Origin of the sequence: Myxococcus sp. AM011 (assembly GCF_013372595.1) — a bacterium.
GTDB lineage: Bacteria > Myxococcota > Myxococcia > Myxococcales > Myxococcaceae > Myxococcus > Myxococcus eversor.
Genome location: NZ_JABXEM010000020.1, coordinates 13,078 through 29,799, shown reverse-complemented (window position 1 = coordinate 29,799; position 16,722 = coordinate 13,078). Strand labels below are relative to the sequence as shown.

Genomic DNA, 16,722 nt, shown 5'->3' with positions numbered 1-16,722 from the left:
CCGTTGTCCTTCGCGCAGCAGCGCCTCTGGTACCTCCAGCAGCTCGACCCGACGAGCACCGCGTACAACAACAGCTCCAGCTTCCGCCTCGTGGGCCCCTTGGACACCGACGCGCTCCAGGCCGCGCTGAACACGCTGGTGCAGCGTCACGAGGTGATGCGGACCACGTACCAGCTCACCGAGAACGGCGCGGTGCAGATCATCCATGCCGGCGGTGGCCTGCCCATGCCGTTGGAGGAAGTGGCCGGAGCCACGCCTGAAGAGCGCGAGTCCGAGCTGCTGCGCCGCTGCCAGGAGAACGGCGCGAAGACGTTCGATTTGGACAAGGGCCCGGTCATCCGCGCGGTGTTGCTGCGCATGGGGCCTCAGGACCACGTCCTCAACATGGTCATGCACCACGCCATCTCGGATGCATGGTGCTCGCTGGTGCTCGCGCGAGAGATGTCGGTGCTCTACGCGTGCTTCAGCGCGGGCATCCCCAATCCCCTGCCCGAGCTGCCCGTGCAGTACGCGGACTACGCGGTCTGGCAGCGGGAGTGGCTGGAAGGCGCGATCCTCGATGGTCAAATCCGCTGGTGGAAGGACCAGCTCGTCGGCGTGCCCGCGCTGGAGCTGCCCGTGGACCGGCCGCGTCCGGCGGTGCAGTCCTACGAGGGCGGCAGCCTGCGCTTCGTGTTGAGCCGCGAGGTGGCGGAGCCCCTGCTCGCCCTCGGTCGCAAGGAGGGCGCCACGTCGTTCATGGTGATGCTGGCGCTGTACCAGGCGCTGCTGGGCCGCCACGCGGGCCAGGACGACTTCGCCGTCGGCATCCCCATCGCGGGCCGTACGCAGCCGGAGACGGAGGGCCTCATCGGCTGCTTCGTCAACACGCTGGCCATGCGCTCCCAGCTCGAGGGAGCGCCGACCTTCCGCGAGTTGCTGGGGCGCGTGAAGAAGCAGTCACTGGGCGCCTTCTCGCGCCAGGACGCGCCCTTCGAGCGATTGATTGAAGTGCTCCAGACGCCGAGAGACCAGAGCCGCACGCCGGTCTTCCAGGTCGTCCTCAACGTCATCAACACGCCCCCCGCGGAGACCTCGCACCAGACGCTCAAGCTGAGCCAGCTCGACATCGCCACGGGGACGTCGAAGTTCGACCTGAGCCTGGAGGTCGTCGAAGGCCATGGCGAACTCGCCTGCCGCTTCGAGTACGCCGCGAAGCTCTTCGATGACGCCACGATGGAGCGGCTCGTCGAGCATCTCAACGTGCTCGCGCGCACCGTGGTGGCCTCACCGGACCTGCCGGTGCAGCGCCTCCCGCTGATGGGTGAAGCGGAGCGGCGCCAGGTGCTGGTGGAGTTCCAGGGCCGCGCCGAGGCCTACCCGCGCGACGTGTCCCTGCACTCGCTCATCGAGGCCCAGGTCCTTCGTACTCCTGGCGCGGAGGCTGTCCGCTTCGAGGACTCCGCTCTCTCCTTCGCCCAGCTCGACGCTCGCGCCAATCAGCTCGCGTGGCACCTGCGCTCTCTCGGCGCTCGCCCCGGTGTCCTCGTTGGTGTCTTCCTGGAGCGCTCGCTCGACCTCGTCGTCGCGCTCCTCGCCGTCCTCAAGTCCGGCGCCGCCTACGTCCCCCTGGACCCGGCCTACCCCCGCGAGCGCCTCGCTGGAATGCTGGAGGACGCCGACGCTCCCGTCCTCGTCACCCACGAGCACCTCAAAGCCGTCCTCCCGCCTCACGCCTCTCGCGTGCTGTGCCTCGACTCCGACTCGGCCGCCCTCTCACGCCAGCCCACCACGACTCCTCCGCCCCTGGCCGGCGCTGACTCCCTCGCCTACGTCATCTTCACCTCGGGCTCCACTGGCCGCCCCAAGGGCGCCATCAATGCCCACTCCGGCATCGTCAACCGCCTGCTGTGGATGCAGCAGCAGTACGAGTTGACGGCTTCAGACACCGTCCTTCAGAAGACTCCCTTCTCCTTCGACGTCTCCGTCTGGGAGTTCTTCTGGCCCCTCATCACTGGGGCGCGACTCGTCCTCGCGAAGCCCGGTGGACACCAGGACCCCGCCTACCTCGTCCGCCTCATCGCCGAGCAGCGCGTCTCCACCGCCCACTTCGTCCCCTCCATGCTCCGCGCCTTCCTGGAGGAGCCGGGCATTGAGAAGCTCTCCGGACTGCGTCGCGTCGTGTGCAGTGGTGAGGCCCTCACCGCCGACCTCGTAGCCCGGGCCCACTCGCGCCTGCCGGCTTCCGCCGAGGTCCACAACCTCTACGGCCCCACCGAGGCCGCCGTCGACGTCTCCTTCTTCCACTGCGCTCGCGGCTCCTCCCTCTCCTCCGTCCCCATCGGCAGGCCCGTCGCCAACACCCGCCTCTACGTCCTCGACTCCCACGGACAGCCCACTCCCATTGGCGTCCCAGGGGAGCTCTTCATCGGCGGCGTCCAGGTGGGCCTCGGCTACTGGCGCAGGCCCCAGCTCACCGCCGAGCGCTTCATCCCCGACGCCTTCTCCGACTCGCCCGAGGCGCGCCTCTACCGCACCGGTGACGTCGCTCGCTGGCTCCCCGACGGCACCCTGGAGTACCTCGGCCGCTCCGACTTCCAGGTGAAGCTGCGCGGCTTCCGCATCGAACTCGGTGACATCGAGGCCGCGCTCCTCTCTCACCCCTCCGTCCGTGACGCCGTCGTCCTTATTCGCGAGGACTCTCCCGGTGACCAGCGCCTCGTCGCCTACGTCACTGGAGACGCGGAGCCGCTGAACGCGGCCCTGCTCAAGGCCCACCTCCAGCCGCGCCTGCCCGAGTACATGGTGCCCTCGGCCTTCACGCACCTGGGCGTGTTGCCGCTGTCGCCCAGCGGCAAGGTGGACCGCAAGGCGCTCCCCGCTCCGGAGGCTCCCGTCGCACAGCCCGGCCGGTACGTCGCGCCTCGGACGCCTCTTGAAGAGACCCTCGCCACCCTCTTCGCGCAGGTGCTCGGCATCGAGCGCATCGGGATTCACGAGGGATTCTTCGAGATGGGCGGCCACTCGCTGCTCGCCACGCAGGTGGTCGTCCGCGTCCGGGCCGCGCTCGGTCTGGAACTTCCCCTGCGCACGCTGTTCGAGGCCCCCTCCGTGGCCGCGCTCGCGGCGCGACTGGATGCCCGTTCCCAGGGCTCCAAGCCCGGAGAGGAGCTACCGCCCCTGGTCCGCGTGGACCGCACGGGACGACTCCGGCTCTCCTTCGCGCAGCAGCGCCTCTGGCTCATCAGCCAGTTCGCCGGCGCGGTCAGCGCGTACAACATCCCGCTCGCCCTGAAGCTGGAGGGTGAGCTCGACCTCTCCGCGCTCCAGCGTGGCTTCGACGCGCTGATGGAGCGTCACGAGGCCATGCGCACCACGTTCCGCGTGGACAACGATGAACCCATCCAGGTCATCCACCCGCCCTTCCCGCTCCCGTTCCAGTTCGTCGACCTCACGTCCATCACCGACGCCGAGGCGCGCCAGACGGAGTCCGTGCGACTGGCCCTGGAAGAAGCGCGACGTCCGTTCGACCTGCTCAGCGGCCCCCTGGCCCGCGCGCTCCTGCTGAAGCTGGGCGAGTCCGAGCACGCGCTGGTGCTCAACATGCACCACATCGTCTCCGACGGTTGGTCCACGGGCGTCCTCGTCCGCGAGATGGCCGCGCTCTACGCGGCCTTCCATGCGGAGCGTCCGTCCCCGTTGCCCGAGCTGTCGGTGCAGTACGCCGACTACGCCGCATGGCAGCGCGCCTGGCTCCAGGGGCCGGTACTGGAGAAGCAGGTCGGCTACTGGCGCGAGAAGCTCGCGGGCGCGCCGACGCACCTGGACCTGCCCACGGACAAACCCCGTCCACCGCAGCAGACCTTCCAGGGCGCCGCGGCGCTGATGCACCTGCCCCTCCCGCTCACGGAGGCGCTGGAGTCCTTCGCACGCCAGGAAGGTGCGACTCCGTTCATGGTGTTGCTCGCGGCGTTCCAGCTCGTCCTGCATCGGCACTCCGGTCAGGACGACATCGTGGTCGGCTCGCCCATCGCCGGCCGGCGGCTGACGGAGTCCGAGGACCTCATCGGCTACTTCGCGAACACCCTGGTGCTGCGCACGCGAATCCAGCCCCAGGCCACGTTCCGCGAGCTGCTGAAGCAGGTCCGGGACACGACGTTGGAGGCCTTCGAGCACCAGGACGTCCCCTTCGAGAAGCTGGTGGAGGAGCTTCACCCCGCGCGTGACGCCAGTCGCACGCCGCTGTTCCAGGTCTCCTTCACGCTGCACAACGCGCCCCTGCCGACCCTGTCCCTGCCAGGACTGTCGCTGCGGCCCATGGACCACCACCACGGCGTCATCCGCTTCGACCTGGAGCTGTCCTTCCACCGCGAGGAGACCGGCTTCCGGGGTGGCATCAACTACGCCACCGCCCTGTTCGACCCGGACACCGTGGAGGCGATGGCCAGCCACCTGCGAGTGCTGCTGGAAGAGGTCATCACCGCGCCGGAGTTGCCCCTCACCCAGGTCTCGATGCTCACGGCCGAGGAGCGTCGTCGCGTGTTGGTGGAGTGGAACGACACCGCCGTGCCCACGCCCCGGCCCGCGTCGATTCACGAGGGCTTCGCCCGACAGGTGGCGAGCACACCCGATGCCGTGGCCATCAAGTACGCCGCGGGGCAGCTCACCTATGCGGCGCTGGCCTCGCGAGCCCACCAGCTCGCCCACCATCTCCACGGCATGGGCGTTCGGCCCGGAGCGCGCGTGGGCCTGTGCGTGGAGCGCTCGCCCGAGCTCATCATCGGAATGCTCGGCATCCTTCAGGCTGGCGCGGCCTACGTACCGCTGGACCCCACCTATCCGGCCGAGCGCCTCACGCACATCGTCCGTGAAGCCGGCGTCAGCGTGCTCCTCACCCAGGAGCACATCGCGAACGAACTGCCCGAGCTGGGCTGCCTGCCTGTCCTCCTGGACGCGGAGTGGAGCCACATCGCGACGCGGCCGACGTCCGCGCTCGCGAGCACCGTGGGCGAGGAGCACCTGGCCTACGTGATGTTCACCTCGGGAAGCACGGGCACGCCCAAGGGCGTCTGCGTGCCCCACCGGGGCGTGCTGCGACTGGTGCAAGGCAACACGTTCATGCGCTTCGGTCCCCGGGAGGTCTTCCTCCAGCTCGCGCCCGTGGCGTTCGATGCCTCCACCCTGGAGATCTGGGGCGCGCTGCTCAACGGTGGCCGGCTGGTGCTCGCGCCGCCGAAGGCGCAGTCGCTCGAAGCGCTGGGGGCGCTGCTGAAGGACTCCGGCGTCACCGCGCTGTGGCTGACGGCGGCCCTGTTCGACCAGGTGGTGCAGCATCAGGGCGAGGCCCTGGCGGGCGTGCGACAGGTGCTCGCGGGCGGCGATGTACTGCCAGTGCAGCGAGTGAGAGAGCACCTCGCGCGGCTGTCTCCCGAGGCCGTGCTCATCAATGGCTACGGCCCCACGGAGAACACGACCTTCTCCGCCACGCACACGTTGAGGGCCGGGGACTCACCCGAGCGCTCGGTCCCCATCGGCCGACCCCTGTCGGCTTCGACGACGTACGTGCTGAACGAGACCTTCCAGCCCGTGCCGCCAGGAGTCCCGGGAGAGTTGTTCGTCGGAGGCGACGGCCTCGCCTGGGGTTACCTCAACCGCCCGGACCTGACGGCCGAGCGCTTCGTCCCGCATCCCTTCGCCACCACTCCGGGCGCGCGGCTGTACCGCACCGGAGACAAGGTGCGCTGGCGCGCGGACGGCACGTTGGAGTTCCTGGGCCGCGTCGACTTCCAGGTGAAGATTCGCGGCTTCCGCATCGAGCCCGGCGAGGTGGAGGAGACGCTGCGGCGCTTCGCCGGCATGCGAGAGGTCATCGTCGTGGCTCGCGAGGACGTCCCCGGTGACAAGCGGCTCGTCGCCTACGTCGTGCCGGAGGTCGCGGGCGTGGACCTGGCGGCGCTGAAGACCTTCGTCCAGCGCCAGCTCCCCGAGTACATGGTGCCCTCGGCGTTCGTCGAGCTGGCCGCCCTGCCCCTCTCGGCCAACGGCAAGGTGGACCGCAAGGCCCTGCCCCTGCCGGAGCAGCCCGTCACGACGGCCGAGGACGCGGCGCCGCGAAGCCCGCTGGAGGCGCGGCTCGCGGCCATCTGGGCGGAAGTCCTGCACCTCGACACCGTGGGCATCCACGATGACTTCTTCGAGCTGGGAGGCCACTCGCTCCTGGCGACGCAGGTGGTGTCGCGAATCCGCGCCACGCTGGGCGTGGAGCTCCCGCTGGGCGAGCTGTTCGGCGCGTCCACGGTGGCGACCCTGGCCGCGCGGCTCGGCTCGGCCACGGGAGTGAAGGCCCCCGCCCTCACGCGAGTGCCGCGCACGACGGACCTGCCGCTGTCGTTCGCCCAGCAGCGCCTGTGGTTCATCGACCAGCTCGAGCCCGGGTCCACGCTGTACAACAACCCGTTCCCGCTGCGCCTGGAGGGCACGCTGGATGAGCGCGCCCTCCGGCGCACCTTCGACGAGCTGGTCCGGCGCCACGAGTCGCTGCGCACCACGTTCCGCTCCGAGGCGGGACAGCCCGTCCAGAAGATCCACCCCGCGACCTTCGTGCCCGTGCAGAAGGTGGACCTGTCGCGCATCGACGAGGAGGACCTGCGCACCGCGGAGGCCTACCGGCTGGTGAACGAAGAGGCCCGTCGTCCATTCGACCTGGCCCGGGGCCCGCTGCTGCGGACGCTGCTGCTGAAGCTCCGGCCCCAGGAGCACATCCTGGTGCTCCACGTGCACCACATCGTCTCGGACGGCTGGTCGCTCGGCGTGTTCGTGCGCGAGCTGACGGCGCTGTACGAGGCCTTCCGTCGGGGCCTGCCATCGCCGCTGCCGGAGCTGTCCATCCAGTACGCGGACTACGCCGTGTGGCAGCGCTCGTGGCTGCGAGGCGACACGCTCAAGGCGCAGGTCGGATGGTGGAAGCAGCAGTTGGAGGGCGCGCCCTTCGCGCTGGACATGCCCACGGACAAGCCGCGTCCGGCCGTGTTCAATCACCGGGGCGCCGTCCTCGACGTGCGCATTCCGCTGAAGCTCTCCCAGGCGGTGGAGGCGCTGGCGAACAAGGAAGGCGCCACGCCTTTCATGGTGTTGCTGGCGACGTTCCAGACGTTGCTCTACCGGTACTCGGGGCAGGACGACATCCTCGTCGGCTCGCCCATCGCCAACCGCAACGTGGGAGATACGGAGGGGCTGATCGGCTTCTTCGTGAACACGATGGTGCTGCGCGCGAGCTTCGGTCCGAAGCAGTGCTTCCGCGAGCTGCTGGCGCAGGTGCGCGACAGGACGCTGGGCGCGTACGAGCACCAGGGCGTCCCGTTCGAGAAGGTCGTCGAGGAGCTGACGCCTCAGCGCGACGCGAGCCGCACGCCGCTGTTCCAGGCCATGTTCACGCTCCAGAACGCGCCCCTGCCGGAGATCGTCCTGCCGGAGCTGTCCGTGTCGGCGGCGGACATCGACGACACGGGCCTCGCCATGTTCGAGCTGGGCTTGGACCTGTTCCGCGCCCCCGAGGGCTTCGGCGGAGCGTTCAGCTACAGCACCGACCTCTACGAGCGAGCGACCCTGGAGCGTTTCTCCGCGCACTTCCTGCTGCTGCTGCGCGCCATCATCGCGTCGCCGGAGACGCCGCTGGCGGAGCTGCCGTTGTTGCCACCGGAGGAGCGCCAGCAGTTGATCCTGGAGTGGACGGGAGAGCGCGAGGACCTGCCCGCGGATGCGCGCATCCACGCGCTCATCGAGGCGCAGGTGGCCAGGACGCCGGACGCGACGGCGGTGGTATCGGGCGAGGACTCCGTCACCTATCGCGAGCTGGACGCCCGGGCCTCGCGACTGGCGCGGAGGCTGCGCGAGCTGGGTGTCGGCCTGGAGGCGCGCGTCGCAGTGTGCATGGAGCGCTCGGTGGAGTTGCTGGTGTCGCTGCTGGGGGTGCTCAAGGCCGGCGGCGCCTACGTGCCGTTGGACCCGGAGTACCCGGCGGAGCGACTGGCCTTCATGTTGGAGGACAGCGGCGCGCGAGTCGTGGTGTCGCGCGGACTGGTGCGCGAGAAGCTGGGAGACGCGGCCGGGCGCATCTGGCTGGACGTGGACACGGTGCCTCGTGACGGTGACGTGGCTCCCCTCACCGTGGACGTGCCTCCAGAGGCGGCGGCGTACGTGCTGTACACGTCCGGCTCGACGGGGCGACCCAAGGGCGTGGTGGTGCAGCACCGCTCGCTGGTGAACTTCACGCAAGCGGCGTGGAAGACCTATCCCGTGGAGCCGGGCGACCGGATGCTCCAGTTCGCGTCCATCAGTTGGGACACGAGCGCGGAGGAGATCTACCCCTGCCTCACGCGAGGCGGGACGCTGGTGCTGCGCACCCCGGACATGCTGGACGCGCCGGAGGTGTTCCTCGCGAAGTGCGAGGCGGCGGGCGTGACGCAGCTCAACCTGCCCACGGCCTTCTGGCACGAAATCACCGCGAGCCTGGAGGAAGGCCGCGCCCACCTGCCGATCCAACTCAAGTGGGTGGTGATGGGTGGCGAGCGCGCGGCCCCCGAGCGGGTCGCCGCGTGGCGGCGCACCGTGGGCACGGCCATTCCCCTGCGCAACACCTACGGGTTGACCGAGGTGACGGCGGTGGCCACCGCTGTGGACCTGATGTCCATCGCGTCCTCCCAGGGCGCACAGGAAGTGCCCATCGGTCGGCCGCTGACGAACGTGACGACGTACGTGCTCGACAGTGCCTTCGTGCCCGCACCGACGGGCGTGGTGGGCGAGCTGTACATCGGCGGCGAGGGCGTCGCGCGGGGCTATCTGGGACGCGCGGACCTGACGGCGGAGCGCTTCATCCCCAGTCCCTTCGGACAGGGAGCGCGGCTCTACCGCACGGGCGACAAGGCCCGCTGGAGACGGGACGGAGGCATGGAGTACCTGGGCCGAGGCGACACGCAGGTGAAGCTGCGCGGCGTCCGCATCGAGCTGGGTGAAATCGAGGCCGCGCTCCGCGCTGTCCCGGAGGTCCGGGACGCGGTGGTGCAGGTGCGAGAGGACGTCCCCGGCGACAAGCGCCTGGTGGCGTATGTGGTGCCCGCCGGAGCGACACCGGAGGCGATGCCGGAACTGGACGTGCTGGCCCTGCATGACCACCTCCAGCGACACCTGCCACCGTACATGGTGCCGGCGGCCTTCATGCCGCTCGCGGTGCTGCCGCTCACGCCCAACGGCAAGGTGGACCGCAAGGCCCTGCCCGCGCCGGACGCGAACCTCCATCGCGTCACGCGAGAGTTCGAGCCGCCCGCGACGCCCACGGAGGAGCGACTGGCGGAGCTGTGGCGCGAGCTGCTGCGAGTCCCGACGGTGGGCCGCCGCGACAACTTCTTCGAGCTGGGAGGCCACTCGCTGATGGCCACGCGGCTGGTGGCGCGCGTCCGCGAGGACTTCAACGTGGAGCTGGGGCTGCGAGCGTTCTTCGAGGCCCCCACGCTGGCGGGACTCGCGGAGCGCCTCTCCGGAGCGACGTCGAGCACGTCCCTGCCCGAGCTGGGAAGACATCGCGGACAAGGCCCCGTGCCCCTGTCCTTCGCGCAACAGCGCCTGTGGTTCCTGGACCAGCTCCAGCCGGGCACGTCGCTCTACAACATGCCCGTGGCGCTGCGCCTGTCCGGACGCGTGGAGCACACCGCGTTCGGCCGGGCCGTGGATGAGCTGGTGCGCCGCCATGAGACGCTGCGCACCACGTTCCACGCGGTGGCGGGAGAGCCTCATCAAGTCATCCACCCCGCCCTGCCCGGAAACCTCCGGGTGGTGGACCTCACGAGCAGGTCCGCCGAGCAGCGGTCGGAAGAGACGACGCGGCTCGCGATGGAGGACGCGACGCTTCCGTTCGACCTCGCCTCGGGTCCGCTCATGCGCACCACGCTGGTGGTGCTGGAGCCGGACGAGCACGTGCTGCTCTTGTGCATGCACCACACCATCTCCGACGGCTGGTCCCAGACGGTGCTGGTGCGCGAGCTGGTCCAGCTCTACGAGACGTTCCGCCACGGCCTCCCATCGCCGCTGCCGGAGCTGCCGATGCAGTACGGGGACTACGCCCGCTGGCAGCGCGACTGGCTCCAGGGAGAGACGCTCCAGACGCAGCTCGACTGGTGGAAGGGACAACTGGCGGGAGCGCCCGGAACCATCGACCTGCTCACCGACAAGCCTCGCCCGGCGGTGCTCTCGCACCAGGGCGCGAGCGTTCCCCTGAACATGTCACGCGCGCTCAGCGACGCGCTGGAGGCCCTGGCGCGCCGTGAACGCGTCACGCCCTTCATGTTGTTGATGGCCGGGTTCCAGACGTTGTTGCACCGGTACTCGGGGCAGGACGACATCCTCGTCGGCTCGCCCATCGCGGGGCGACACCACGCCCGGACGGAGGGCCTCATCGGCTTCTTCGTCAACACGCTGGTGCTGCGCGCCCGCTTCGCGCCGGACCTCACGTTCCGGCGCCTGCTGGCCCAGGTCCGCGACATGACGCTCGGGGCCTACGAGCACCAGGACATCCCCTTCGAGCGCCTGGTGGAGGCGCTTCAGCCAACGCGTGACTTGAGCCGCACGCCGCTGTTCCAGGCCCTCTTCGTCTTGCAGAACACGCCGACCGCGGAGATGGCGCTGCCGGAGCTGACGCTGCGGAGCGTGGACGTGGAGCACACCGTGAGCCGCTTCGAGTTGGAGCTGGCCCTGGTCCGGTCGCCAGAGGGCTACATCGGAGGCCTCTCCTACAAGACGGAGCTGTTCGAGCGCTCGACCGTCGAGCGCCTCGGGGCACACCTGCTGCGCTTGCTGGAAGCGGCCGTCGCCGAAGCGGACGCGCCACTGTCCACCCTGTCGTTGATGACGGAGGCGGAGCGCCAGCGAGTCCTCGTCGAGTGGAATGACACCCGCGCGGCCTACCCCTCCGAAGCCACCCTGCCCCAGTTGTTCTCCGAGCAGGTCAAGCGGACGCCCGAGGCCATCGCCCTCCAGTTCGAGGGCCAGCGCCTCACCTACGCGGAGCTCGACGCACGCTCGAACCAGCTCGCTCGGCATCTGCTGTCCCTGGGGCTGGGTCAGGAGCCGCGCCTCGCCGTGTGCATCCCGCGCGGCCTTGAGCTTTACGTGGCGCTGCTTGGCATCCTCAAGGCGGGCGGCTGCTACGTCCCACTCGACGCAACCCATCCGTCGCGGCGAATCGCCTTCATGCTGGAGGACTCCAGCGTCGCCGGGGTCCTCACCGTGAGCGCGGTCCAGGGCGTGCTGCCCTCGGGCGCGTGGCCCGTGGTGGCGCTCGACACCGACGCGGTCCGCATCGCGAGCCAGTCCACGGAGCCGCTCTCCGTTCCGCTCGGCTCGGACAACCTCGCGTACGTCACGTACACGTCGGGCTCCACGGGAACGCCCAAGGGCGTGGCCATCACCCACCGGGGTGTGCTGCGCCTCGTCTTCGGCATGGGCTTCGCGTCCCGCGAACCGGGTGAGGTCATCCTCCAGGTGGCGCCGCTGACGTTCGACCCCACCGCGTTGGAGATCTGGAGCGCGCTGCTCACGGGTGCCCGGCTCGCCGTGTACCCGCCGAGCACCCCAGAGGTGACGGAGCTGGCCCGGGTCATCGACGAGCACCGTGTCACCACCGCGCTGCTGGCGACCGCCCTCTTCGACGTCATGCAGCAGCACGAGCCGGAGGCCCTGTCCCGACTGCCCCGGCTGTGGGTGGGTGGCGACGTGCTGCCCGTCCCCACGGCTCGCGAGCGGTTGGCGCGAGGGCTCGCGCTCACCAACGCGTACGGCCCCACGGAAGTCACCGTGGTGACGACGCAGCAGGCGCTGTCACCCGGCAAGGTCCAGGGCGACTCGGTCCCCATCGGCAGGCCCATTCCGAACACCCAGGTCTACGTCCTGGATGCATCGCTGCGGCCTGTCCCGGTGGGCGTGCCCGGAGAGCTGTTCATCGGAGGCCCTGGCCTCGCGCGAGGCTACCAGGGACGTCCGGCGCTCACCGCCGAGCGCTTCGTTCCGCACCCCTTCGCCACCATGCCGGGCGAGCGCCTCTACCGCACGGGAGACCGCGTGTGCTGGACGGAGGACGGCGCGCTGCGCTTCCTCGGACGCATCGACCTCCAGGTGAAGGTGCGCGGCTTCCGCATCGAGCTGGGAGAAGTCGAGTCCGCGCTGCGCACGCATCCCGAGGTGCGAGAGGCGGCCGTCATCGTCCGGGAAGACATGCCGGGCGACAAGCGCCTGGTCGCCTACGTCGTCACGACTGACGGCAAGGCCCCCACGGGCGAGGACCCGAGAGCGTGGCTGCGGCAGCGGCTGCCCGAGTACATGGTGCCCGCGCACGTCATGTACCTGTCCGCGCTGCCGCAGACGACGCACGGCAAGGTGGACCGCAAGGCCCTCCCGGTGCCGGACGCGTCGGGCTTCGACACGGGGCGGCCCCACGAGGCGCCCGCGACGCCCTTCGAGTCGAAACTGGCCGAGCTGTGGACGGAGCTGATCCAGGTCCCCCGCGTGGGCCGTCACGACAGCTTCTTCGAGTTGGGTGGCCACTCGTTGATGGCGACGCGACTGGTGGCGCGCATCCGCGCGGACCTGGGACTGGAGCTGGGCGTCCGAGCCCTCTTCGAGTCCCCCACCCTGGCGGGCCTCGCGGAGCGGCTCCAGCAAGGGCTGTCCACGGAACACAAGCGGATGGTGCTGCCGCCGCTGGTGCCCGTGCCGCGCGAAGGGCCGCTGCCGCTGTCCTTCGCCCAGCAGCGACTGTGGTTCCTGGACCAGCTCCAGCCGGGACAGGCGCACTACAACATCCCCTGGGCGCTGAAGCTCCAGGGCGCGGTGAACCTGGCCTCGCTCCAGCAGGCCTTCGACGCGCTGGTGCGGCGTCACGAGTCACTGCGCACCACGTTCCGCATGGAAGGCGGCGAGCCACGACAGGTCATCCACCCGGCGGTGAGCCAGTCGTTCCACACGGTGGACCTGACGACGCTGTCTCCCGAGCAGCGTGAAGCCGAGGTGCTCCGCCTCTCCACGGAGGACGCGCTCCGGCCGTTCGATCTGGCCACGGGGCCCCTGCTGCGAGTCACCGTGCTGCACGTCACCGGGACGGAACACGTCCTGCTCGTGTGCATGCACCACATCGTCTCGGACGGCTGGTCCATGGGTGTGCTGGTGCGCGAGCTGACCCAGCTCTACGAGGCCTTCCAGCGAGGAGCCCCGTCGCCGTTGCCTGAGATGCCGGTGCAGTACGCGGACTACGCGGTGTGGCAGCGTGGCTGGCTCAAGGGTGAGGCCATGAGCGAGCAGCTCGGGTGGTGGAAGCGTCACCTCGATGGCGTTGCCCCCGCGCTGGAGCTGCCCACGGACAGGCCCCGTCCAGCGGTCCTCTCGACGCAGGGCGGACTGGCGTCCTTGAGACTGTCTCCCGCGCTGAGCGATGCGGTGGACACGGCGACCCGGCAGGAGAAGGTCACCCCCTTCATGTTGTTGCTGGCCGCGTTCCAGGCCCTGCTCCAGCGGTACTCGGGGCAGGACGACGTGGTGGTCGGCTCGCCCATCGCGGGGCGGCGTCATGCACGGACGGAAGGCCTGCTGGGCGTGTTCATCAACACCCTGGCGCTGCGCGCGCGCTTCACGCCGGAGCTGACGTTCCGAGGCCTGCTGGCCCAGGTGCGTGACACCACACTGGGGGCCTACGAACATCAGGACCTCCCCTTCGAGCGATTGGTGGAGGAGCTGCAGCCCGCCAGGGACTTGGGCCGCACGCCCCTGTTCCAGGCCATGTTCGTGCTGCAGGACACGCCGACTCCGGAGCTCGCGCTGTCGGACCTGACACTCAAGAACGTGGACGTGGAGCACAGCTCGACCAAGTTCGAGCTCAACCTCCACATGACCCGCGCCGCCGACGGCTACCAGGGCGGACTCGCCTTCAGCACGGACTTGTTCGAACCGGCCACGGCCGAGCGACTGCTGCATCACTTCCAGCATCTGCTGGAGCGCGCGCTCGCCACGCCGGATGCACCGCTGGCAACCCTCTCGTTGCTCACGGACGAAGAGCGGAAGCGACTGCTCCCGAATGCCGTCAACGAGACGGCCCGGCCGGGACTGCCCTTCCCTCGACTCTTCGAGCAACAGGCGGCGCGGACGCCCGAGGCCCCAGCGCTTCGTTGCGAGGACCAGGAGTGGAGCTACCGCCAGCTAGACCAGCGCGCCAACCAGCTCGCGCATCACCTGCGTGCGTTGGGCGCCGGGCCGGATGTGCCCGTGGCCCTGTGCCTGGAACGAGGTGTGGAAGTGGTCGCCGCGCTGCTCGCGGTCCACAAGGCGGGAGCGGCCTACGTCCCGCTGGAGCCGTCACAGCCCGCGGCGCGACTGCGCGGGCTGGTGGAGGAAGTGTCGGCGCCCATTGTCGTGACGGAGGCGCGCCACGCGGGCGCCTTCGACGGACTCGCGGTCCGGTGTGTGCGGATGGATGCGGACGCGGCGGTGCTCGCGAACGAGCCCCTTCATGCAACGGGAGTGGAGGTCGGTCCGGAACACCTGGCCTACGTGCTCTTCACGTCGGGCAGCACGGGGCGGCCCAAGGGCGTGGCGGTGCCACATGGCCAGCTCATGAGCTACGTGCACGCGGCCATCGAGCGACTGCGGCTGACCGCGTGCGCGAGCTTCGCGATGGTCTCCACCTTCGCCGCCGACCTGGGCAACACGGTGTTGTTCCCCGCGCTCGTCACGGGTGGGCTGCTGCACGTGTTGACGCAGGAGCGGGCGCGGAGTCCGGAGGGAGTGGCCGAGTACTTCCAGCGCCACGCGGTGGACTGCATGAAGGTCGTCCCGTCGCATCTGGCCGCGCTGCTCACGGCGCCGGAGCCCCGATGCGTGCTGCCACGCAAGCGACTGGTGCTGGGCGGAGAGTCGTCCTCGTGGGCGCTCTTGGAGAAGGTCCATGCGCTCGCGCCGGAGTGCGAGGTCTTCAATCACTACGGGCCGACGGAGACGACGGTGGGAGTCCTCGCGGGGCGGGTGGAGCTGCCGCCCGGTGACCATGCTCCCGCGCAGGTCCCGCTCGGTCGGGCCCTGGGACAGACGCGCCTGTACGTGCTCGACGCGGCCCTGCGACCCCTTCCCGTGGGGATGCCCGGCGAGCTGTACGTGGGAGGGCCCCAGGTGGCCCGAGGCTACTTCGGGCGTCCGGACCTGACGGCGGAGCGCTTCCTCGCGGACCCGTTCAGCACGGCGAGCGAGGCGCGCATGTACCGCACGGGAGACCGGGTGCGCTGGCTCGCGGATGGGCGCATGGAGTTCATCGGACGCATGGACTTCCAGGTGAAGGTGCGCGGCTTCCGGGTAGAACCCGGTGAGGTCGCCGCGGTGCTCCGCGAGCACGAGGCCCTGCGAGACGCCGTCGTGGTGGCACGAGACGATGGCGCGGGAGACCGGAGGCTCGTGGCCTACGTCGTGGCCTCCACGCCGTCCGCACCGGATGCGATGACGCTGAGGACATGGCTCCAGCAGCGCCTGCCCGAGTACATGGTGCCGTCCGCCTTCGTCGCCCTGCCCTCCCTGCCCCTGACGCTCAACGGCAAGGTGGACACGAGGGCCCTGCCGGAGCCGTCCCTCGACGCCTCTGGAACGGAAGCCACGCTCCCGCCGAGGACACCGCTGGAGTTGAGGCTGGTGCGCATCTGGGAAGAGGTGCTCGGAGTCCGCGCCGTCGGAGTCCGCGCCAGCTTCTTCGAGCTGGGTGGCCACTCACTGATGGCCGTGCGCCTCATGGCGGCGGTGAGCGAGGCGGTGGGCCGTCCGGTTCCGCTGGCCGCGCTCTTCCAAGCGCCCACTGTGGAGCAGCTCGCGGTGCTGCTCAGCGGCAACGCCCCGCTCACCTCGTCCACGCTGGTGCCCTTCGGTGCCCTGCGTCCGGATGGGAAGACACCGTTCTTCTGCGTGCACCCGGTGGGAGGCAACGTCCTCGCCTACGCCGAGCTGGCCCGCCGACTCGGAGCGGACCGTCCCTTCATCGGCCTCCAGGCGCGAGGTGTGAATGGAGAGGCCACACCGCGAGGCTCCGTCGAGGAGATGGCGCGGGCCTACGTGGAGGCGATGCGTGAGGTCCAACCCTCGGGGCCCTATCTGCTGGGAGGCTGGTCGCTCGGCGGCGTCATCGCCTACGAGATGACCCAGCAGCTCCGCGCGCGGGGAGAACAGGTGGAGCTGCTCGCGCTCATCGACAGCTACGCCCCGGACGTGACGCGGGCCCAGGAGCCGTCGGAGCTGGACCGGTTGCAGATGGTCGGCCTGTTCGCGAGGGACTTGCTCGGGGCCTCGCTGACGAACCTGGAACTCGACTTCGAAGCGCTCGCCACGATGGAGCCGGACGCGGCCCTGGAGCACCTGCTCGCGGCGAGCACGCGCGCGGGAGTCCTGCCGCCCGGAACGGACCCCGAGCAACTGAAGGCACTGCTGCGGGTCTTCGAGGCGAACCTGGGCGCCGCGCGTCGCTACGTGGCGAAGCCCCTGTCCACGCGCGCGCTGCTGTTCAAGGCGACCGAGCACGACGCGGAGCTGCCCGCGGATGGAGGATGGTCCTCTCTCATCGGAGAGGGTCTGGAGCGGCACCCGGTGCTGGGAGACCACTACGGCCTGCTGCGTGAGCCCGGCGTGCGCACGCTGGCCGAGCGACTGAGCGACGCGCTGAAGTCCGCGCGCTGA

General features: G+C 70.1%; 1 protein-coding gene (only partly in view). It reads left to right on the top strand.

Annotated features, from left to right (window positions below; all coding sequences use genetic code 11):
- Positions 1-16,722: the final stretch of a non-ribosomal peptide synthase/polyketide synthase gene (locus HUW62_RS06500; protein ID WP_176433885.1), read on the top strand. 26,319 nt of this gene lie to the left of the window's left edge; only the last 16,722 of its 43,041 coding nucleotides appear in the window; its start codon lies beyond the left edge, outside the window; the stop codon is at positions 16,720-16,722.